Origin of the sequence: Kitasatospora sp. HPM-01-4 (genome assembly GCF_051374625.1) — a bacterium.
Taxonomy (GTDB): domain Bacteria; phylum Actinomycetota; class Actinomycetes; order Streptomycetales; family Streptomycetaceae; genus Kitasatospora.
The window spans coordinates 7,097,987-7,119,936 of the sequence record NZ_JBPQGP010000005.1 but is presented as its reverse complement, the minus strand read 5'-3'; the positions used below and the strand labels follow the sequence as shown (position 1 = coordinate 7,119,936).

11 protein-coding genes, 1 tRNA gene and 3 CRISPR repeat arrays (1 of these 15 cut by a window edge) are annotated in these 21,950 nt (G+C 70.8%); of the genes, 10 read left to right on the top strand and 2 right to left on the bottom strand.

Features of this window, described 5'->3' with window-relative positions:
* Window positions 1-5: 5 nt before the first annotated feature.
* Window positions 6-602, bottom strand: coding sequence for an ATP-binding protein (locus tag ACSMTC_RS31115; protein ID WP_436563064.1), 597 nt, complete (start codon window positions 600-602; stop codon window positions 6-8).
* Window positions 603-1,186: 584 nt separating this feature from the next.
* On the opposite strand from ACSMTC_RS31115, the gene ACSMTC_RS31110 reads away from it, so the two are divergent.
* Window positions 1,187-1,274 (top strand) — tRNA-Leu (locus tag ACSMTC_RS31110).
* Between the two features lie 77 nt (window positions 1,275-1,351).
* On the opposite strand, the gene ACSMTC_RS31105 is transcribed toward ACSMTC_RS31110, so the two are convergent.
* Complete coding sequence (locus ACSMTC_RS31105; RefSeq protein WP_436563063.1) at window positions 1,352-2,284, bottom strand: LLM class F420-dependent oxidoreductase; 933 nt, start codon at window positions 2,282-2,284, stop codon at window positions 1,352-1,354.
* An 860-nt stretch (window positions 2,285-3,144) separates the two neighbouring features.
* Window positions 3,145-5,184: a CRISPR direct-repeat array (repeat unit 29 nt; unit sequence CTGCTCCCCGCGCCTGCGGGGTTGGTCCC).
* 889 nt (window positions 5,185-6,073) lie between these two features.
* Between ACSMTC_RS31105 and casA the strand changes: the two genes are divergently transcribed.
* The 9 genes from casA (at window position 6,074) to istB (ending at window position 21,582) form a co-directional block, all read left to right on the top strand.
* Window positions 6,074-10,864: a type I-E CRISPR-associated protein Cse1/CasA gene (gene casA / locus ACSMTC_RS31100; RefSeq protein WP_436563062.1), complete on the top strand. Its 4,791-nt coding sequence runs from the start codon at window positions 6,074-6,076 to the stop codon at window positions 10,862-10,864.
* On the top strand, window positions 10,861-11,481 hold the full coding sequence (gene casB / locus ACSMTC_RS31095; protein ID WP_436563061.1) for a type I-E CRISPR-associated protein Cse2/CasB: 621 nt from the start codon (window positions 10,861-10,863) through the stop codon (window positions 11,479-11,481). The genes casA and casB overlap by 4 nt, the downstream gene beginning before the upstream one ends.
* A 71-nt stretch (window positions 11,482-11,552) precedes the next feature.
* Entirely contained in the window at window positions 11,553-12,785 is a 1,233-nt protein-coding gene (cas7e, locus tag ACSMTC_RS31090; RefSeq protein WP_436563060.1) for a type I-E CRISPR-associated protein Cas7/Cse4/CasC, read from the top strand.
* Window positions 12,782-13,468, top strand: coding sequence for a type I-E CRISPR-associated protein Cas5/CasD (cas5e, locus tag ACSMTC_RS31085; RefSeq protein WP_436563059.1), 687 nt, complete (start codon window positions 12,782-12,784; stop codon window positions 13,466-13,468). The genes cas7e and cas5e overlap by 4 nt, the downstream gene beginning before the upstream one ends.
* A gap of 4 nt (window positions 13,469-13,472) precedes the next feature.
* Window positions 13,473-14,177, top strand: a complete 705-nt coding sequence (gene cas6e, locus ACSMTC_RS31080; protein ID WP_436563058.1) for a type I-E CRISPR-associated protein Cas6/Cse3/CasE — start codon at window positions 13,473-13,475, stop codon at window positions 14,175-14,177.
* 5 nt (window positions 14,178-14,182) lie between these two features.
* Window positions 14,183-15,160 carry a type I-E CRISPR-associated endonuclease Cas1e gene (gene cas1e, locus ACSMTC_RS31075; protein ID WP_436563057.1) on the top strand — a complete coding sequence of 326 codons (978 nt, stop codon included), beginning with the start codon at window positions 14,183-14,185 and terminating at the stop codon, window positions 15,158-15,160.
* Window positions 15,157-15,510: a type I-E CRISPR-associated endoribonuclease Cas2e gene (gene cas2e, locus ACSMTC_RS31070; protein WP_436563056.1), complete on the top strand. Its 354-nt coding sequence runs from the start codon at window positions 15,157-15,159 to the stop codon at window positions 15,508-15,510. The genes cas1e and cas2e overlap by 4 nt, the downstream gene beginning before the upstream one ends.
* 80 nt (window positions 15,511-15,590) lie before the next feature.
* A CRISPR array of direct repeats spans window positions 15,591-19,340; the repeat unit is 29 nt; unit sequence CTGCTCCCCGCGCCTGCGGGGTTGGTCCC.
* A 131-nt stretch (window positions 19,341-19,471) separates the two neighbouring features.
* Window positions 19,472-20,743: an IS21 family transposase gene (gene istA / locus ACSMTC_RS31065; protein ID WP_436558407.1), complete on the top strand. Its 1,272-nt coding sequence runs from the start codon at window positions 19,472-19,474 to the stop codon at window positions 20,741-20,743.
* On the top strand, window positions 20,743-21,582 hold the full coding sequence (gene istB / locus ACSMTC_RS31060; protein WP_436558408.1) for an IS21-like element helper ATPase IstB: 840 nt from the start codon (window positions 20,743-20,745) through the stop codon (window positions 21,580-21,582). The genes istA and istB overlap by 1 nt, the downstream gene beginning before the upstream one ends.
* A 116-nt stretch (window positions 21,583-21,698) precedes the next feature.
* Window positions 21,699-21,950: a CRISPR direct-repeat array (repeat unit 29 nt; unit sequence CTGCTCCCCGCGCCTGCGGGGTTGGTCCC) (it continues 1,120 nt past the right edge of the window).

Sequence of the window (21,950 nt, the reverse complement as noted above, 5' to 3'; positions counted from 1 at the left end):
CGGGCTCACACCGGCCAGAGTCCGCCGTCGGCTGACAGTCCGTCCAGCGCGTCCGGGTCCGGTGTGTGCGCCGGGCCGGTACGTCCCGGGCCCCCACCCGCCTCGCCGTCGTCCCCGTCGCCCGTCCTGCCCACGGGGCCGGCGGGCAGCGGCAGGGCGGCCCAGACCACCTTGCCGCCCTCGCCCGTGCACTCGACGTCACACACCCCGCCGGCCTGCGAGGTCACGCTCTTCACCAGCAGCAGGCCCCGGCCGCCGAGCTGGCCCTGGTCGCTCTCCAGCGCCTTGGGCCGGTGCGGGTGGCCGTCCTCCACCGAGATCCGCACCCAGCCGTCCTCGATCGCCAGCTCGGTGGTGAGGTACGGGGAGAGCACGGCGGCGTGGGTGACCGCGTTGCCCACCAGCTCGGAGACGATCAGCAGCACGTCGTCGACCAGTTCCTGGTACCGCTCCGCCGCCAGCCCCTGGGCCAGCAGCCGGTCCCGCACCGCGTGCCGGGTCTGCGGCACGGAAGCCTCGTGCGCGACCGCCGAGAACCGCCAGACGCCCTCGACCGGCTGCCCCGGCTCTCCGCCAGGCCGTTCCGCCGCCGACTGCGCCACCGCCCTCGGATGCTCCCCCGTCGCAGTCCTCGTCGCGGATTCCGCCGCCCCGCTCATCTGCTCCACCTCAAGCCGCCCTTCGCGCGGGTGATGGGAGGCGACACCGGCAGCCGGGCCACCGGCCCTCGGGAATCGGGCACTCCGCTCGGGATCCCTGGGTCACCAGAGGCTAGGCAAACCCCGGCCAACGGCGGGTCATGGACTGAAACTAGGCCATCCCAAGCCCATTCCTGATCGAACCCTGACTATTTCCGGTGAATTCTGCAGCACCTACGTCCATGCGGCAGCCGAAACCTTCACCCCCACCAACGCCCCGGCCGCCACCCCCGGGCATCCACCACCCTCCCGGCCCCGCCCGCCGGGCCACCCATCGCCCACTGCCCATCGCCCACCACCCACCGCCCACGCGGCCTGACACACCGCCGCATTACGCCCCACTTGATCTCATTTGACCGATTCATCCCAACTTCGGCGGCCAACCCTCACCGAAGGACAGATACGCAGGTGAGAAGCACTCCGGAAGCCTGGTAATGTTCTCTCTGTCGCCACGGGGCGCAGGAAGAAAAACCCGAGGCACACACCCTGTCCGGGTGGCGGAATGGCAGACGCGCTAGCTTGAGGTGCTAGTGCCCTTTATCGGGCGTGGGGGTTCAAGTCCCCCCTCGGACACCAGTGAAGGACCCCAGTTGATCTGGGGTCCTTCTGCTTTCCGGCCACGCAAGTGGCATCGGCGCATCCTGGAATCCCGACTAGCCGCATGCGGCTCGTACGTCCGCGTACACCCGGGCCGCAAGATCGGTGAGCTCATCGGCGTCGCGTACGTTGCCCTGCAGGTCCAGCAGCACCTCCTCGACTCCCACCGCCGCGTGTGCGGCCACGTCCTGCACGATCTGCTCGACCGTGCCCACGAACGGCCGGCGCCGGCCGTCGTCTACCGGATCGCGGGTGAGTTGCACGTTCGCCCGCACGCACATCTTCAGCGCGTGCTCGTCACGGCCGTACGACGCGGCCAGATCCGTCAGCTGCCGCCACTGGGAGGCCAGCTGTTCCGGCGGAACTCCCGTGGGGAGCCAGCCGTCGGCGCGACGGGCCACCCGGTCCAGCGCCTTTCGGTTGGTCGCCGCCAGATAGACCGGGATCGGACTCGCGGGTTTCGGTCCGACCTCGGCCTCGTTGATCACGGTCCAAGTACCCTGGTACGAGACCGGGTTCGGGCCCCAGACCGCCGCACAGACGTCAAGCAGTTCGTCCAGCACCCGCCCGCGCTCCTGGAACGGGGCGAAGGACGCCGCCGCGTACTCGTCCAGCGACCAGCCCGTGCCGAACCCCGCCAGTACCCGGCCGCCGCACGCCGCGTCCAAGGTGGCGAGAGTCCGGGCGAGTTGGAAGGGGAGGTGCAACGGCGCGATCAGCACGCTGCTGCCCAGTCGGGCCCGCTCGGTTGCCGCGGCGGCAAGTGACAGCACCACCAGAGGCTCGGCCACCGAACGGTACGAGTCCGGCCATGCCAGTCCGGGGATCGAGTACAGCCCCTGTTGCGGCCGCTCCGGGAACAGCACCCGTTCGAAGACCCACAGACTCTCGTAACCGATCCGCTCCGCCGCTCGCGCCACCTGGGCGACATCACGCGACACGTCGAACCGTTTCAGCTGCGGCAGCCCGACTCCCAGCCTTATCGTCATGGGCCGATCCTCCCCCAGCGGCCCAAAGAGACGCAGCTTGCTGCACCCGTCTGGGTTCCCCCGTCCGGACGAGTGCCGCCTCCCACCACCGAACTACTTGTCGGCGCAGGCCCGGCAGGTGTGCGGGCTCCAGCCGGAGCCGGTGCTGCCCTCCCTACAGGTCACCGACACGGGACTATCGGTCTCCGATCCGCACCGGCAGCACCGGGGCCAGGGCACCCGGGGCCAGGTTTCGCCGGGGGCGCTCAGGTGGTCGCCCCGGTGGGGCGAGACGAGGCCGAGGGGCGCGGGTTCCGGGCAGTGGACCGTTCGCCATGGACCATTGCCGTGTATGACCTGGCGAGCGTACGCCCGCACCCTGATCGGGGTAATCCCGACCAGGGTGCGGGCTGAGCCCGAGGGGCCCTGCCCAGGAGAACCCGGACTGGGCCGTTCTGGGGTGTTGTTCAGCGGGGGCTGGGGACGACGGATCCACGCGCCGGACCGGTTTCACGGGACATACCCGCGACGATCGCCAGCACCTCAACGGTGATGTCCCGCCGGGTGACGGGCCGGCGCTGTCGCACACTCACCACTGCCCCCTCGGGTGCTCCAGGTCTTCGGTGCCGTCTCGATACCCACGACGAGCACGTGTGTGACACACCATCAACCACGGGGGCATCATTGATCCACTGCCCGACCGGCCACTCCACACCCGCCAGTCAAACCGCCGAACCATCGAACCGTCGACCAGAAGCTGGAGCAAGGCGTCCAAGAGTCGGCACTTCGGCCGACGATAAGGAGATTTGCCCCGAATGCCCGTTTCAACAGAAGTACGCCAAAGCGCAGCCCCGATCTGACAAAAGCCCAGCTCACCAAGTCTGCTCCCCGCGCCTGCGGGGTTGGTCCCGGGTGCTGGGTCGGCCTCGGGCAGGCCCTCCACTGCTCCCCGCGCCTGCGGGGTTGGTCCCGCCCGCCGCGAGGCTGCTGAGAGCGCGGAGAACTGCTCCCCGCGCCTGCGGGGTTGGTCCCTGACGGCCTGGCTCACCACACCGTCAGTCCAGCTGCTCCCCGCGCCTGCGGGGTTGGTCCCGAACGTACGTACTCACGAAAGTAGGGACCTTGCTGCTCCCCGCGCCTGCGGGGTTGGTCCCGACCTGGTGGCGCTCGCGGCCAGCCTCAACCGCTGCTCCCCGCGCCTGCGGGGTTGGTCCCGGACCGTACAGGCAGGAGTTCATGGGGTCGGCCTGCTCCCCGCGCCTGCGGGGTTGGTCCCGACCGGCAGCCCGGCTTGCTGGTGCGTCATCGCTGCTCCCCGCGCCTGCGGGGTTGGTCCCCACAACAACCACAAACCAAAAGCAAAAGGCAGCTGCTCCCCGCGCCTGCGGGGTTGGTCCCGTCAAGCGGCCCTGAAGGATTGCTTCTTCGTGCTGCTCCCCGCGCCTGCGGGGTTGGTCCCGCCGAGCACCAGCACGAGCAGCAGCTCACGGGCTGCTCCCCGCGCCTGCGGGGTTGGTCCCAGCCCCGGACAGGGGCGAGGAGGGGAAGACCACTGCTCCCCGCGCCTGCGGGGTTGGTCCCGGCGGGTGCTTGCCCCTCGACGTGCCCAGGCTCTGCTCCCCGCGCCTGCGGGGTTGGTCCCGGGTGACGTCTTCTGAACGCGACTGCAGGCGCCTGCTCCCCGCGCCTGCGGGGTTGGTCCCAATTCCACCCCAGAAACGGCGCAGCAGCCGGGCTGCTCCCCGCGCCTGCGGGGTTGGTCCCGGTGCCCGGTACCGCCTGGTGGTACGTCGGCGCTGCTCCCCGCGCCTGCGGGGTTGGTCCCGGTGCCCGGTACCGCCTGGTGGTACGTCGGCGCTGCTCCCCGCGCCTGCGGGGTTGGTCCCTGCTGCATCACCTCCCGCAGCGGCGGGAGGCGCTGCTCCCCGCGCCTGCGGGGTTGGTCCCGGCCTGGGCGGCGTCGTTGATGGTCATCCCCTCTGCTCCCCGCGCCTGCGGGGTTGGTCCCACCTTGTAGTAGGTGCGGTCGTACGCCTCGATCTGCTCCCCGCGCCTGCGGGGTTGGTCCCTGTCAGAACAGAACGCCCATTCGGGCGGCAATCTGCTCCCCGCGCCTGCGGGGTTGGTCCCCCCGGGGGCTCCGCCCCCAGACCCCCGGCCACCTGCTCCCCGCGCCTGCGGGGTTGGTCCCAGACCGGCGACGCGTGGGAAGAGCGGCTGGAGCTGCTCCCCGCGCCTGCGGGGTTGGTCCCGTCGCCCCGCCTGTGGAGAGGGCCAAGGCAGCCTGCTCCCCGCGCCTGCGGGGTCCCCCCCCCGGGGGGCGTCAGCCAGCGGACCGCCCACTGCTCCCCGCGCCTGCGGGGTTGGTCCCTCCCGCAGCGCGCGCTCATGCTGCGGGTTGTTCTGCTCCCCGCGCCTGCGGGGTTGGTCCCCGGGGTCCGTCGCAGCCAGCCGCCCACCATCGCTGCTCCCCGCGCCTGCGGGGTTGGTCCCGGCTGGGGCTGGGGAGCGGGCTGCGCCTGGTCCTGCTCCCCGCGCCTGCGGGGTTGGTCCCTTCGTCCGGGCTTCGGTCAGCAGCCGGTCGGCCTGCTCCCCGCGCCTGCGGGGTTGGTCCCGCCACCTTGCTGCAGATCACCGCGTGGAGTGACCTGCTCCCCGCGCCTGCGGGGTTGGTCCCCGATCCTGGCCGGTGCGCTGACGGAGTTGGTCCTGCTCCCCGCGCCTGCGGGGTTGGTCCCGAGGCGGGGAAGCCCGGGCGATTCCGGCTCAACTGCTCCCCGCGCCTGCGGGGTTGGTCCCCCGAACCTGAACCGCCGAACCGGGGCGACGAACTGCTCCCCGCGCCTGCGGGGTTGGTCCCGAGGAATGCGTGCTCCCAGGTCGCGAAGCCGTCTGCTCCCCGCGCCTGGTGGGTCGGTCCCGAAGCGGTGATCCACACGGCAGTCCGAAGAACTGCTCCCTGTACATGCAGGGTTGGCCAACCATGCCAACCCGCCGTATCGTCAAGCCACTTCGGCTCCCCGCGCCTGCGGGGTTGGTCCCTAGATGGCGCAGATGCATCACATTGCTCCCCGCACCTGCGGGGATTGAGCGCCAGGACACTGGCTCAACCAGTCATCACTTGCTGGAACTAGATGGCGTACATGCAACGGCTGAATCCCTCAACTGTCCGATGTGCAAAGGATGTTGAATGGGAGTACCGTCTTCGGACAAGCGGCTGGGCTGACGTTGCGTCAGGGTTTCCGCAGATGATGCATCACGCCCAGAAATGAGGGAGCCAGGTCCGCCCAGCTTGCCATGCCAACGGACCTGGCATCTCCACCAAAGGAGACGAGTCATGCTACACCTCACCAGGGCAAATGCCCTGACAGCCAACAGTTCCGAGCGCCTAATGCCCCTCGCACTCGCGAGCATGGCGGCAGGCGCAGGCTCCGGGATTCCGCTGGACGCGGACGTGCGAGCGGTCGTCATCGTCGTGGTGCTGGTGATCGCTACCACCGGCCGCTGGCGCACCCGGCGCCGACCGCAGTGAGCCGACGGCGGTAACGCGGGCGAGACGTGCGTACTCGCCCTTCCGCAGCGCCGGTCGCCGGCCATGGCTTGTGTCCGTGACCGGCGGCCACCGGCCTGCCGAGCCCACCCGCTGGTCGGTCCTGTCGGGGCCAGGCGTCCGGGTTCACGCGCTGCCGGACCCGTGGACGTCGATGTGTGTACCCGTGTCCAGCCAGGTGAACGATCATCTGGCTGGACGTCATCCTCGATCATCACCATGCATCCGGTTCACTTCAGCCGCTTCAGGAAGCGAAGTTGATGTCCGATCGGCCCATTCGTCCAACTACCACCGGCCAGGGAGCGGGAGCAGATCTCGGCGTGCGATTGACGCCCGCCGCCCGTTCGATCTGGGCGAAGCACGACCGTGCGAGCGATGGCTGGCTGCCCTTGTGGCGGCACCTCGCCGACAGCGCGGCGGTTGCCGAGCTGCTCTGGGATCACTGGTTGCCCGCGAACGTCCGTCGGCTGATAGCGATTCAGCTGCCGGGTGGCATGGCGCACGCGCGTGCGCTCACGGTCTGGCTGGCCGCCACCCATGATGTCGGGAAGGCCACTCCTGCCTTCGCCTGCCAGGTCGACGTGCTCGCCGATCGGATGCGGGCGGCGGGTCTTGCGATGCCGCAGCAGAAGCAGTTCGGGGAGGACCGGCGGCGGGCTCCGCACGGGCTGGCCGGTCAACTTCTGCTCCAGGATTGGCTGGTGGAGTCGCATGGCTGGTCGGAGCGGGCTGCCGGACAGTTCACCGTGGTGGCCGGCGGGCATCACGGGGTGCCGCCGGGGTACTCGCAGATCCACGATCTCGACCTCCGGCCCGAGCTGTTGCGCACGCCCGGCCCGAGCGAACGGCACTGGCACAGTGTGCAGGTCGAGCTACTCGACGCCTGTACGGCGGTGTACGGCATGCGGGAGGTCCTGCCCGCGCTGCGGACGGTCAAGCTCTCGCAGCCTGCGCAGGTCCTGCTGACCGCCATCGTGATCATCGCCGACTGGGTGGCCAGCAATCCGGAGCTGTTCCCCTACTATCCCGAGGCTTCTTCGCAATCGGAGGCCGAGCGGACGGCGGCTGCCTGGCACGGGTTGAGCCTGCCGCCGCCATGGGCGCCCGAGGAGCCGTCCGGGGCGGCCACCGAACTGATCGCGAGTCGCTTCGTACTGCCGCCCGGCTCCACTGCCAGGCCGGTGCAGGTCCAGGCCATCGAACTCGCGCGGGCGATGCCGACGCCGGGGTTGATGGTGATCGAGGCACCGATGGGCGAGGGCAAGACCGAGGCCGCCCTCGCTGTCGCCGAGATCTTCGCCGCGCGGAGCGGTGCGGGTGGCTGCTTCGTGGCACTGCCGACGCGGGCGACGAGCAATGCCATGTTCTCCCGGCTGCTGGAGTGGGTGGACCGCCTGCCGGGTGGCGGCGAGCGTTCGGTATTCCTGGCGCACGCCAAGGCCGCGCTGCACGACGAGTACGCCGGGTTGCTGCGGACCGCGAACCGGTCGATCGTAGCGACCGACCCAAGGCCGTCGATCGGGGCGGTGGAGCCGGATCTATCGATCGAGTCCGTGGACCTGGACCCGCCGATCGCAGCGGTGGACGTCGACGGGCCGCGCGGCATCCCTCACTCCTGGCGGGAAGAGCGATCTGCAGCAGCCGAGTTGATTGCTCATCAATGGCTGCGCGGCCGGAAGAAGGGGATGCTGGCCTCATTCGCGGTCGGCACGATCGACCAGCTGCTCTTCGCCGGGCTCAAGAGCCGACATCTCGTCCTGCGGCATCTGGCGCTGGCCGGCAAGGTCGTGGTGATCGACGAGGTACACGCGTACGACGCCTACATGAACACCTACTTGGAGCGGGTGCTGTCCTGGCTCGGTGCCTACCGGGTGCCGGTGGTGATGCTGTCCGCCACGCTGCCGACCGAGACCCGGCGGGCACTCGTCCAGGCGTACGCGGGCGCAGGCACGGGTGTGGACCAAGGCGAAGGCCGGGGAACCAGCCAAGGAGACGGCCGGGAAGCCGACCCCGGCGAAGGTGATTCTCAAGAAGCAGCCGAATACCCCCTGTTGACGGCATTCGCCCCCGGCGCACCCCCGCTCGTGGCGCGCCCCACCGCCGCCTCGGGCCGCGCCACCACCGTGCACGTGGAGCAGTTCGGCGACGATCTCGTCGAGCTGGCCGACCGTTTGGCACTGGAGTTGGCCGACGGTGGCTGCGCACTGGTGGTGCGCAACACAGTGGACCGTGTTCTGGAGGCAGCGCAGCTGCTCAGGGATAGGTTCGGCGCGGCGGCTGTCACGGTCACGCACGCACGCTTCCTCGATCTCGACCGGGCCCGCAAGGACAGCGAGTTGCTGGAGCGCTTCGGTCGTCATGGCCGCCGGCCAAAGGGTCCGCACATCGTGGTGGCCAGCCAGGTGGTCGAGCAGTCACTGGACGTCGACTTCGACCTGCTGGTGACCGACTTGTGTCCGGTCGACCTGATGCTTCAGCGCATGGGCCGTGTGCACCGCCACCAGCGCGGATCCGGCCAGAGCGAGCGCCCCGCTCGGCTACGGGTGGCGCGCTGCCTGGTCACGGGTGTGCGGTGGCGGGCTGACGGACCGTCGGAGCCCGTCGATGGTTCGGCCGCCGTCTACCGGCTCCATCCACTGCTGCGAGCGCTGGCTGTCCTGCAGCCGCATCTGGCGGGGCACCGACGCCCGGTCCGGCTGCCCGATGACATCGGCCCGCTTGTCCAACTGGCATACGGAGAAGGTCCTGTGGGCCCGGCGTCCTGGGCTGCGGAACTATCCGAGGCCGCCGAGGAGTACCGCGTGCTGCGCGCCGACCAGAGCGCCCGCGCCGAGGTGTTCCGTCTGGATGAGGTCGGCCGGCCGGGGCGGTCCCTGGTCGGCTGGATCGAGGCCGGTGTCGGGGACGCCGAGGACACCCGCAGCGGCCGGGCACAGGTGCGCGACGGCGAGGAGAGCCTGGAGGTACTGGTCGCACAGCGGCGGGTGGACGGTGTGCTGACCACCGTGCCGTGGCTGGACCGTGGCATGGGGGGACTGGAACTCCCGGTCGACACGGTCCCCTCACCTCGGGCGACCCGGGCCTTGGCGGCGAGTTCGCTGCGGCTGCCACCGCGTTTCTCGAAGCCGTGGATGATTGACCAAGTGATCGAGGAGCTGGAGCAACTCCACGTTCCCGCCTGGCAGGTGAAGGAGTGTCCACGCCTGGCAGGAGAGCTGATCCTGGTGCTGGACGAGGATTGTCGCACCCGGCTGGCAGGCTTTGATTTGCGGTACAGCTCGGCCGATGGCCTGGAGGTGGCTTCGGCCGGGGTTCGGACGATGAAAGAGGTGGCAAGGGTGCCGTCCTTTGATCTGGTGTCACGCCCGTGGCTGCCCGTGCAGCGGCTGGACGGCACAACGGCAGAGCTCTCGCTGCGCGAGGTCTTCGCCGAGGCCGGCGCGGTGCGCCGACTGGTCGGCGACGTCCCCACCCAGGAGTTCGCGCTGCTGCGGCTGCTGCTTGCGGTCCTCCATGACGCCGTCGACGGGCCCAAGGAACTGGAGGACTGGGAGGAGCTGTGGCTGAGCTCCGATCCGTTCGCCGTGGTCGGCCCGTATCTGGAGGAGCACCGGGACAGGCTCGATCTGCTGCACCCGCAGACGCCGTTCTTCCAGGTGGCCGAGCTGCGTACGGAGAAGGACGAGGTGGCCGGCCTCAACCGGATCGTCGCCGACGTGCCGAACGGCGACCCGTTCTTCACCATGCGGATGCCCGAGGTCGGTCGGCTCGACTTCGCGGAGGCGGCGCGCTGGCTGGTCCACGCGCAGGCGTTCGACACCTCCGGAATCAAAACGGGAGCCGCCGGCGACCCGAGGGCGAAAGGCGGCAAGGTCTATCCGCAGGGCGTCGCCTGGAGCGGCAACCTGGGCGGAGTACTGGCCGAGGGTGACACCCTGCGCGAGACACTGCTGCTCAACCTGGTGGCCGCGGATACCAGGGGCCTGCAGTTCACCAAGGACGACCGTCCGGCCTGGCGGCGCGGCCCCTACGGACCGACAGCGGATCCCGATGCCGCCGATCCCGCATCCCGGCGCCCGTCGGGCCCACGGGACTTGTACACCTGGCAGTCCCGGCGGGTACGGCTGCATCACGACGGCCAGGCGGTGCACGGCGTCGTGCTCTCGTACGGCGATCCGCTCTCCCCGCACAACCGGCACACCGTTGAGCCGATGACCGCCTGGCGGCGCAGCAGGGCCCAGGAGAAGAAGCGTGGCGAGGCACAGGTGTACCTGCCACGCGAGCACGACCCGGCCCGCGCCGCATGGCGGGGGTTGGACGGCCTGCTGACATCCGAGGTCGAACGCAGTGGTGAGCAGCGCGCGAAAGGCCCCGAGCTCCTGCGCCCCCGGGTCCTGGAATGGTTGGCGCGGCTGGCGACAGAGGGCCTGCTGCCGCGCCGCCGGCTGCTCCGCGCACGGATCGTCGGAGCGGTGTACGGGACTCAGCAGTCGGTGGTCGACGAGATGGTGGACGACGGCGTCACCATGTCGATCATCCTGCTGCACGAGCGCGATCGCCGGTACAGCCGAGTCGCGATCGACGCGGTGGGGGACGCGGAGGAAGCGGTGCGGGCGCTCGGCGAGCTGGCGGCCGACCTCGCGGAGGCGGCCGGCTCCGACCGCGACGCGCCGCGCGGCCGTGCCCTTGACCTCGGCTACGGCGAGTTGGACGGGCCCTACCGGCGCTGGCTGGAGGCCCTGGGCACGGCGGCCGACGCCCCGGAGGAGGCCCGGGAGGCATGGCAGCACGAGGTACGCCGGCGTATCGGCCGGCTGGGGCGGGAGCTGGTGGAGTCCGCGCCGCAGGCCGCCCGGGATGGCCGGGTGCTCGACAACCCCAAGGGTGGCGGCCGCTACTGGCTTAACGACGCCCGCGCCCACCTGCGGTTCAGGGGGCGTCTGAACCGGGTGCTTTCCCTCGCGGCGGCCGACGCCCCACCACCAGAAGCCCCGCCCCCATCCGGCGGAGGCGACGCTTCCGATCCCGACGACCCGAAGGCGGGCGCATGACCACTCCCTCCTCTCCTGCCCGGCCCGGTCGACGGCAGTTGCGCCTGGTGGGCACTGTCGTCGACGAGCGCATCCGCGAGTTGCAGAGCGGCTATCGCCACGACCGGTCCGAGGCGGTCGCGGCGGTGGCGTGCATCCGCCGTGGTGTCGGCCGGTCCGTCGCAGATGCCGCCGAGCTGTGGGGCATCACCGGGATGGAACGGCTCTACGAAGCGGGTCAGCCGGCGAGGACGGCAGCCGAGGCGGAGAACGCCTTCCACACCGCCGTCACCCTCTGGGCGCTGCACCAGCAGTCCCACCGCGAGGCTGGGATGCATCGCCCAGGCGGCCATCAACTAGGCAGTGCTGTACGCGATTTGATGCCAGATGACGATATCGACGAGCCGATCCGCAAGCGGTTCGCACGCCTTGCCTCGGCGTCGTCCTTCGAGATGCTCAGCCAGCGGCTGCGTGAACTCGTGCTACTGCTGCGTCGCGATGCCATCCCGCTCGACTACGCGCTCCTCGCCGACCAGCTCTTCCAGTGGCAGCAGCCCAGCAGCCGGATCGCGGTGCACCGGGCCTGGGGGCAGAGCTTCCACGCCTACCGACCGCCCGCCACCGACTCGTCCGACTGACCCCCGCCGTCCTCCGCGACGACCGCCACCCCGACCCGCCGCACTCCCGTTAGCGACAAGGATCATCACTCGTGAGCCGTACCATCCTCGACATCCACATCCTGCAGACCGTACCGCCGAGCAATCTGAACCGCGACGACACCGGTTCTCCGAAGACGGCCGTGTACGGCGGTGTTCGCCGGTCCCGGGTGTCCAGCCAGGCGTGGAAGCGCGCCACACGACGGGAGTTCGCGCAGCTGCTCGATCCCAGCGAGCTTGGGGTGCGGACCAAGAAGGTGGCCGAGGCCCTCGCGGAACGCATCACCAGGCTGCATCCGACCACCGACGCCCCCCGGGCGCTGGCACTCGCGGCCGAGACGATCACCACCGCGACCGGCGCGAAGGTCGAGCCGCCCAGGCGCAAGACGAACGCGGCCAAGGAGGGCGCGGCCGACCCCTCCCCCGAGGCCTCCTATCTGATGTTCCTGAGCGCACGTCAGCTCGACGGCCTTGCCGTACTCGCGCTCGAGGCGCTGAAGTCGGGCGACAGTACGGCGTTCTTCAAGGACAAGAAGAACAAGGCCACGGCCCGGGAGATCGCCGACACCGGCCACTCGGTCGACATCGCCCTGTTCGGCCGTATGGTCGCCGATGCCACCGACATCAATGTGGACGCCGCGGCCCAGGTGGCCCACGCGATCAGCGTCCATGCGGTGGAGACCGAATCCGACTACTACACGGCTGTGGACGACCGCAATACCGACGCCCAGCCGGGCGCCGGCATGATCGGCATCGTCGACTTCAACTCGGCGACGCTGTACCGCTACGCGGCGGTCGACGTCGACCAGCTGTACCGCAACCTCAGCGCGGGGCCCGGCACCGACGAGTCGGCGGGCAAGGCCGTCCGGCGCGCGGTCGAAGCCTTCACCGAGGGCTTCGTCACCTCGATCCCCACCGGGAAGATCAATACCTTCGCCCACCACACGCTGCCGGACGCCGTCATCGTCAAGCTTCGCTCGGCTCGCCCGATCAGCTTCGTCGGCGCGTTCGAGAAGGCCGTCCGCGCGGATGCCGGCGGCGGACATGTCACCGCCGCCTGCAGGGAACTGGCTGCCTTCGTCCCGAAGATCGAGCGTGCGTACGGCGCGGAGACCGACGGCCGCAGCTGGGTGCTGCTGGCGAGCGACGGCACCGAACCGCTCGCCGCGCTGGGGACCGAGGTGACCTTGCCAGGACTGGTCGAAGCCGTCGGAGCGGCCGTGGGTGAGGCGGTCTCCCGAACGGCCGCCGAAGCCATCGCCACACGTGCGGAGCAGCGTGGATGAGCGTGCTCGTGCTGCGCTTGGCGGGCCCGCTGCAGTCATGGGGTTCCTCGGCGCGCTTCGCCCGGCGCACCACCGAGACCGCCCCCACCAAGAGCGGTGTCATCGGCCTGCTGGCCGGTGCGCTGGGGCGTGAGCGCGACGCCGACCTGTCCGACCTCGCCGCTCTCCGGTTCGGGGTGCGGATCGACCAACCCGGCACACGCATCGCGGACCTGCAGACCGCGCACCACGCCGATACCGATCGGTCGATGCCGCTGTCCCACCGCTTCTATCTGGCGGACGCGGTGTTCCTCGCCGCCGTCCAGGGCGAGGACGCGCTGATCGACAGGTTGCACGCGGCCGTGCGGGCACCGGTGTTCCTACCGTACCTGGGGCGGCGTTCATGCCCGCCGAGCCTGCCCATCGACCTCGGCGTACACCCCGGATCCGATCTGCGGAAGGTACTGGAGGAACAGGCCTGGTGCGCTTCCGACTGGTACCGGAGACGACACCACCGTGACACCGAGACGCTGTCCGTCCTCATCGAGGCCGAGCCCGGCGACGGGCAGGCTGAGTACAGCCAGCGCGACCAGCCGATCACCTTCGACCCCCGGCACCGGCGTTACGCACTGCGCAATGTCTCCGTCACGACAGTTACGCCCACCCCCGACCACGATCCGACGCAGTTGCTGGACGGTGCCTGACCCCATGTTCCTCACCCGTTTCCGCCTCAACACCGCCCGCACCGGCACCAGGCGCCTGCTGTCCTCTCCGCAGCGGCTGCACGCCGCCGTGATGTCGTCGTTCGCCGAACCGCCGGGCCAGCCGGACGGCGGCCCACGCATCCTGTGGCGGGTCGACCACAACTCCCCTGCCGAGGTGCTTCTCTACCTCGTCAGCCCACAGCGTCCGGATCTGACGCACCTGGTGGAACAGGCAGGCTGGCCGGCCACCGGTGGGTGGCAGACCTTCGACTACGCGCCTTTCCTGAACGGCCTCACCGCCGGCAGCACCTGGTCGTTCCGGCTCACCGCCAACCCCGTACACAGCATCCGCCGCAAGGAGGGCGAACCGACGAAACGGACCGCGCATCTGACCCACCGCCATCAGGCCCAGTGGCTGCTCGGCCGCCAGGAGAAGGGCGGCTTCAGCATCATCGAGAAGACACCCGATCGCCAACTGCTGCCGCAAGGCGACGAACACGAGCTCATCGTCCGAGACCAGCGCGGGCTGGACTTCACGAAGACCGAGCAACCCGGTGGCCCCGGCAGGCGGGTCACCCTGGTCACCGCAACCTACGACGGCCGGTTGCGGGTGACCGACCCCGACGCATTCCGCCGCACTCTGACGGCCGGCCTGGGCAAGGCCAAGGCGTACGGCTGCGGTCTGATGACGCTCGCCCCGGTACGGTGACGGCGATGAGCACCCCGGCCCGGCGCGGCCAGTCCACTCCGCGCGAACTCGCCCGTGTCAGCGATCGGTTGTCGTTCGTCTACCTCGAGCGGTGCGTCGTCCACCGGGACGCCAACGCGATCACCGCGGACGACGCCGACGGTACCGTCCACATCCCCGCGGCCACCATCGGCGCGCTGCTGCTCGGCCCCGGTACCCGGATCACCCACCAGGCGATGAGCGTGCTGGGTGAATGCGGGGCCGGTGTGGTCTGGGTCGGCGAGAACAGCGTGCGCTACTACGCGGGCGGTCGGGCACTGACCCGTTCGTCCGCGCTCGCAGAAGCCCAGGCCACGGCCTGGGCCAATCGGCGCAGCCGCATCGACGTCGCCCGAGCGATGTACCAGACCCGGTTCCCGGACGAGGATCCAGCCGGCCTGACCCGCAAGGAGCTACTGGGCCACGAGGGCAAGCGGGTGAAGGAAACCTACCGCCGGGAGTCGCTCCGCACCGGAGTCCGTTGGAACGGCCGCCACTACACCCCCGGCGACTTTACCTCCGGTGACACCCCGAACCAGGCCGTCACCGCAGCGGCCCAGTGCATGTACGGCATCGCCCACACCGTCGTCGCGGCGCTCGGATGCTCACCCGCCCTCGGCTTCGTCCACTCCGGCCACGAACTGTCCTTCGTCCTCGATGTCGCCGACCTCTACAAGACGGACGTCGCGATCCCGGCGGCCTTCGACGCGGCCTCCGAAGGCGATGAGGACATCGCCGCCCGCACCCGACGGGCACTTCGCGACCGGATCCGTGAGACCCGCCTGCTGGACCGGTGCGTGGACGACATCAAGCGCCTCCTCGCGCCGTACGGAGGGGGCGGCACCGAGATGGACGGGGCCGAGGGAGCGGACCTGGTGGACGAGGTGGACCGGGTGGACCTGCTGACGGATCGGGACGGCAGAGTTGCCGGCGGCAGGAACTACGCCGACGAGGTCGACTGGTGATCACAGTCGTGCTCACCAACTGCCCGGTAGGCCTGCGCGGCCTGCTGACCCGTTGGCTGCTGGAGATCTCCCCCGGCGTCTTCGTCGGCAACCCCTCGGCGCGCGTCCGCGACCTGCTCTGGCAGGAAGTGAAGCAGTACACCGGCCAGGGCCGCGCCCTGCTCACCTACACCACCGACACGGAACAGGGATTCGCCTTCGAGACTCACGACCACAAGTGGCACCCGGTCAACTACGAAGGCATCACCTTGATCCGCCGTCCCGCCGACCGCCCAGCCACCCCGCCGACCGAACCTCCGACAAGAGGCTGGAGCAATGCATCCAAGCGGCGCCGCTTCGGCCAGAGATGAGTGATTTACCCCAGATGCCCGTTTCAACAGAAGTAGCCCAAAGCGCGACCCTCACCTGATAAACGCGCAGCTCACCAGGACTGCTCCCCGCGCCTGCGGGGTTGGTCCCCCCGCCCGGACCCACCCGTGGGGTCAAGGACGCTGCTCCCCGCGCCTGCGGGGTTGGTCCCCAACCACGACCAGGGCAGAGCCTGATAGCGGACTGCTCCCCGCGCCTGCGGGGTTGGTCCCTGTCCCGCCAGCGCCAAGAGGAGGCCGCCGCCCTGCTCCCCGCGCCTGCGGGGTTGGTCCCGAACGTACGTACTCACGAAAGTAGGGACCTTGCTGCTCCCCGCGCCTGCGGGGTTGGTCCCTCGTCGTCCTGGTCCTCGATGTACTCCGCTGTCTGCTCCCCGCGCCTGCGGGGTTGGTCCCTTTACGTGCTCGCCGTGTGGCTGCAGTACGTGCTGCTCCCCGCGCCTGCGGGGTTGGTCCCCGGACGTCGGTGCCGTGGCCCTCGCCGCCGCACTGCTCCCCGCGCCTGCGGGGTTGGTCCCTGGCGGCCGCGTGGGCGGCCATGGCCTGGCAGCTGCTCCCCGCGCCTGCGGGGTTGGTCCCGTCGGCACGGGCGCGGTCGCCCTCATCCTGACCTGCTCCCCGCGCCTGCGGGGTTGGTCCCCGGTAGTCCAGCACCCCGCTTCGCTGGGGGTCCTGCTCCCCGCGCCTGCGGGGTTGGTCCCGAGTCCGCCACCGCGTGCCAGAGCCAGACTGCCTGCTCCCCGCGCCTGCGGGGTTGGTCCCCTCCAGGCACCGAACAACGTTGCGGTGCAGGACTGCTCCCCGCGCCTGCGGGGTTGGTCCCGTGGAGCTACCCTGCGGGTCCCCGAGGGTGTACTGCTCCCCGCGCCTGCGGGGTTGGTCCCCTCCAGGCACCGAACAACGTTGCGGTGCAGGACTGCTCCCCGCGCCTGCGGGGTTGGTCCCGTGGAGCTACCCTGCGGGTCCCCGAGGGTGTACTGCTCCCCGCGCCTGCGGGGTTGGTCCCGAAACCGTGGTCCGCAGGTTCATCCCGCCCTGCTGCTCCCCGCGCCTGCGGGGTTGGTCCCCGTCGCTCCACCAGCCAACTCGGGCAGTCGTACTGCTCCCCGCGCCTGCGGGGTTGGTCCCGCGCTCAAGGCACTGAAAGCTCTCGAGGTCCGCTGCTCCCCGCGCCTGCGGGGTTGGTCCCTGGCCGCCGCGGGCGACGGGCTGCTGCAGGGTCTGCTCCCCGCGCCTGCGGGGTTGTCCCCCCGCCGACCTGATGACCGCCGCCAGCCGATTCTGCTCCCCGCGCCTGCGGGGTTGGTCCCGGGTGGTGTCGGCCGGCCGCCGTCACGGATGCCTGCTCCCCGCGCCTGCGGGGTTGGTCCCCGCTGATACCGGCCGCCGGTCCCGGGAGCCGCCTGCTCCCCGCGCCTGCGGGGTTGGTCCCGGCTTCGCTGCCCGAGCGACGGGGGAGCCGAACTGCTCCCCGCGCCTGCGGGGTTGGTCCCGCGAGTGGTCGGCGTTCATCTCGGGTGCCAAGCTGCTCCCCGCGCCTGCGGGGTTGGTCCCCGGGTCACGAACCCATCGGGATCACGGCGGTACTGCTCCCCGCGCCTGCGGGGTTGGTCCCATTCCTCACGCCGGGTGTGGCCGCAGGCCGGGCTGCTCCCCGCGCCTGCGGGGTTGGTCCCGGCACGCCGTCCACCATCAGGCGGAAGCGGGACTGCTCCCCGCGCCTGCGGGGTTGGTCCCCAGGCCCGGACCGCCTCCGCCGCGTCCGGGATCTGCTCCCCGCGCCTGCGGGGTTGGTCCCTGCCCCCGATCCCCAACAAGGACGCGATCTGGCTGCTCCCCGCGCCTGCGGGGTTGGTCCCGCGCTGGTCGCGGCACAGTTCCACGTCTCCCTCTGCTCCCCGCGCCTGCGGGGTTGGTCCCTCCTCGGCGGCCAGCGGCCGGGCGGTGAGGTACTGCTCCCCGCGCCTGCGGGGTTGGTCCCGGCGGCATTCCTCAACAGGGATCCGGGACGAACTGCTCCCCGCGCCTGCGGGGTTGGTCCACTCCCCGGTGACCGCACCCGCGAGCCCCACGGCTGCTCCCCGCGCCTGCGGGGTTGGTCCCGTGGTCGGACAACGCGGCCCCGGTCGACGGCGCTGCTCCCCGCGCCTGCGGGGTTGGTCCCTGGTCGAGGCACAGGCCGACGAAGCCGAGGACCTGCTCCCCGCGCCTGCGGGGTTGGTCCCCCCGACGTGGCGAGCGTGGAGTCACCGCCCTTCTGCTCCCCGCGCCTGCGGGGTTGGTCCCACCCGCGCGGCCCCGGCCGGCCCCAGGCCCGGCTGCTCCCCGCGCCTGCGGGGTTGGTCCCAGGCTCTCGCCGATCAGCTCGCGGCGACCATCCTGCTCCCCGCGCCTGCGGGGTTGGTCCCGGGCCCTTGCCCCACTTCTGCGGCCGGACCAGCTGCTCCCCGCGCCTGCGGGGTTGGTCCCTCGCCCTTGTACTCAGCCCCCCGCCACGGCATCTGCTCCCCGCGCCTGCGGGGTTGGTCCCCGCTCTGCTCGGCCTCGACCAGATCGCCGCGCCTGCTCCCCGCGCCTGCGGGGTTGGTCCCACCGACGTGACCCTGGCCGGCCGCCAGCCGCACTGCTCCCCGCGCCTGCGGGGTTGGTCCCCGCCAGGGGGCCGCCGTCGCCGTACCCGAGGCCTGCTCCCCGCGCCTGCGGGGTTGGTCCCAACACCGGGGAGGGGGGCGGGGTCGGAGGGGGCTGCTCCCCGCGCCTGCGGGGTTGGTCCCGCGCGTGGCGTCATTACGAGCTGGGCAAGAGACTGCTCCCCGCGCCTGCGGGGTTGGTCCCGCGGAGCCGAGCGCCACGGTCTGGTGCCGGTCCTGCTCCCCGCGCCTGCGGGGTTGGTCCCACCCTCAGCTGCGCGCCGAGGACGCACACCGCCTGCTCCCCGCGCCTGCGGGGTTGGTCCCGACCTGACCGTGCGACCGGAACCGGTACGAGCCTGCTCCCCGCGCCTGCGGGGTTGGTCCCTACCCTCCCACCGTTGGTCTGGTCGTCACCTGCTGCTCCCCGCGCCTGCGGGGTTGGTCCCGACAGACACGCAGACCCTTAGGCACACACGTCCTGCTCCCCGCGCCTGCGGGGTTGGTCCCGGAGTGCTGGACGGAGTGTGTTTCGCTGGCAGCTGCTCCCCGCGCCTGCGGGGTTGGTCCCTCGGCCTCGGCAGCAGTGGTTTCGACCAACGGCTGCTCCCCGCGCCTGCGGGGTTGGTCCCGAGGGCGGCCCCGGGCCGGTGTACCACCACCACTGCTCCCCGCGCCTGCGGGGTTGGTCCCCGCCGGTGTCGGCTGAGGCTGAGGCGGTGGTCCTGCTCCCCGCGCCTGCGGGGTTGGTCCCAGCATCGTCCTCGTGGGCACCGAACCGCGCACCTGCTCCCCGCGCCTGCGGGGTTGGTCCGATCTGGCCGACCTGTACCGGCAGGCCGGCACCCTGCTCCCCGCGCCTGCGGGGTTGGTCCCTGGATCGAGCTGCGCGACTGGCGCGACCTGCGCTGCTCCCCGCGCCTGCGGGGTTGGTCCAAGCTGATCCCGGCACCGACGACCGCCAGGGCGCTGCTCCCCGCGCCTGCGGGGTTGGTCCCTCCAACGGCAGGTAGGTCGAGAAGGAGAAGTTGCTGCTCCCCGCGCCTGCGGGGTTGGTCCCGTCGCCGTCATGGCGACGGTGAAACGGTTCTTCTGCTCCCCGCGCCTGCGGGGTTGGTCCCCGGGCGGTCCGAGGCTCTTTTCGCGTTCTCTCCTGCTCCCCGCGCCTGCGGGGTTGGTCCCGGTGCGGATTCTCAGCGACGGGCCAATTGTGACCGCTGAACGGCGGATGAATCGGGACCCACCGGAGCAAATCCGACCCTTCTTGTAATCGTCTGATCATCCTGATCCCCATCGAGGGTCAGGAGGAGAGGGTGATTCCCGTGGAGGACTGGGCTGAGATCCGCCGACTGCACCGGGCCGAGGAGATGCCGATCCGGGCAATCGCCCGCCACATGGGCATCTCGAAGAACACGGTGAAGCGAGCCCTGGCCACCGACCGGCCGCCGGTCTACCAACGCCCGCTGAAAGGATCGGCCGTGGACGCGGTCGAGCCGGCCATCCGCGAGTTGCTCAAGCAGACCCCGACGATGCCCGCCACGGTGATCGCCGAGCGGATCGGCTGGCAGCGCGGGCTGACGATCCTCAAGGAACGCGTGCGCGAGCTGCGACCGGCCTACCTGCCCGTCGATCCGGTCTCCCGCACGGTCTACCAGCCGGGCGAACTCGCCCAGTGCGACCTGTGGTTCCCGCCGGTGGACATCCCGCTCGGCTACGGCCAGTGCGGCCGGCCCCCGGTCCTGGTGATCGTGTCCGGATACTCGCGGGTGATCACCGCGCGGATGCTGCCCTCCAGGCACACCGGCGACCTGATCGACGGCCACTGGCGCCTGCTCGCCGGCGGCTGGGGAGCTGTCCCGAAAATGCTGGTCTGGGACAACGAGCCGGGTGTCGGCAAAGGAAAACTGACCAGCGAGTTCGCCGCGTTCGCCGGCCTGCTCGCGGTCAGGATCCATCTGTGCCGGCCACGCGACCCGGAGGCGAAGGGCCTGGTCGAGCGCGCCAACGGCTACCTGGAGACCAGCTTCCTGCCCGGCCGCACCTTCACCGGCCCGGACGACTTCAACCGCCAGCTGACCGCCTGGCTGCAGATCGCCAACCGGCGCCAGCACCGTTCGATCGACGCCCGGCCGGTGGACCGCTGGGAGGCGGACCGGGCCGCGATGCTCACCATCCCGCCCGTCTCCCCACCGCATTGGTGGCGCTTCCACACCCGCATCGGCCGCGACCACTACATCCGCGTGGACACCAACGACTACTCCGTCCACCCCCGCGCTATCGGCAAGACGGTGATGGTCCGTGCCGACAACGAGCAGGTCACCGTCATCGCCGGCAACGACATCGTGGCCCGCCACACCCGCTGCTGGGCCAAACACCAGTCGATCACCGACCCCGAGCACGCCGCGGCGGCCCAGACCCTGCGCGGTGAGGTCATCTACCAGCAGGCAGCCCGAGCGCAAGCCGCCCGCGCCGCCACCCTTCTGGACCCCGACGGCCTCGGCATCGACGTCGAGCAACGCGAACTGGCCACCTACGACCGCATGTTCACCCTCATCGAGGGCGGAGCCGGAAAGGAGGACACCTGATGCCCCGCACCACCACCGCCGCCACGACCGACGCGACAGCCCCCGGGCCCGACGGCCAGGCGGCCCGAACCGGTCGGCAGACCTCCGCCGACCTGGCCTTCTATGCCCGTGTGATGAAGGCGCCCGCGCTGCTGGACGCCGCCGAGCGCCTGGCCGAACGCGCTCAGGCCGAGTCCTGGACCCACCTGGAGTTCCTGGTCGCCTGCCTGCAGCGCGAGGTGGCCGCCCGAGACTCCCACGGCGGCGAGGGCCGCATCCGCGCCGCCCGCTTCCCCGCGATCAAGACCATCGAGGAACTCGACCGCACCCATCTGCGCGGCCTGACGCGCCAACAACTCGCCCACCTGGCAACATTGGACTTCATAGCGGCCAAGGAGAACGCCGTCTTCCTCGGCCCGCCGGGCACCGGCAAGACCCACCTGGCCACCGGGCTCGCCATCCGGGCCTGCCAGGCAGGCCACCGGGTCGCGTTCGCCACCGCCGCCCAGTGGGTCGACCGCCTGGCCGCCGCCCACCAGGCCGGACGACTCCAGGACGAACTCGTCAAACTCGGCCGCTACCCGCTGATCGTGATCGATGAGGTCGGCTACATCCCGTTCGAGGCCGAGGCCGCGAACCTGTTCTTCCAGCTGATCTCGAACCGCTACGAGAGGGCCAGCGTGATCGTCACCTCGAACAAGCCGTTCGGACGTTGGGGAGAGGTCTTCGGCGACGAGACCGTCGCCGCCGCCATGATCGACCGGCTCGTCCACCACGCCGAGGTCCACTCCCTCAAAGGCGAGTCCTACCGCATGCGGGGCCGCGAACTCGGCCGCGTTCGCACCACCGACAACGACTGAACAAGAAGACCACCGACGACGCAAAAGGGCATAAAAGGGTCAGAACTCAAACGCCCAAAGTGGGTCACGGTTCAGCCGCCGCCGACAGCGGATAGCGGACACGGCGGAACCTCTCACTGCTCCCCGCGCCTGCGGGGTTGGTCCTTCCGAACAACATCGCGATGTCGAGGTTTTGCGCTGCTCCCCGCGCCTGCGGGGTTGGTCCCAACCTGATCGAGCGCTTCCTGGACCAGGAGTACTGCTCCCCGCGCCTGCGGGGTTGGTCCCTGGTCGCCCACCTGCCCTTCGCGGTCGCCATCCTGCTCCCCGCGCCTGCGGGGTTGGTCCCGCATCCGCACGGGGCGTCTGGCCGCGGGCAAGCTGCTCCC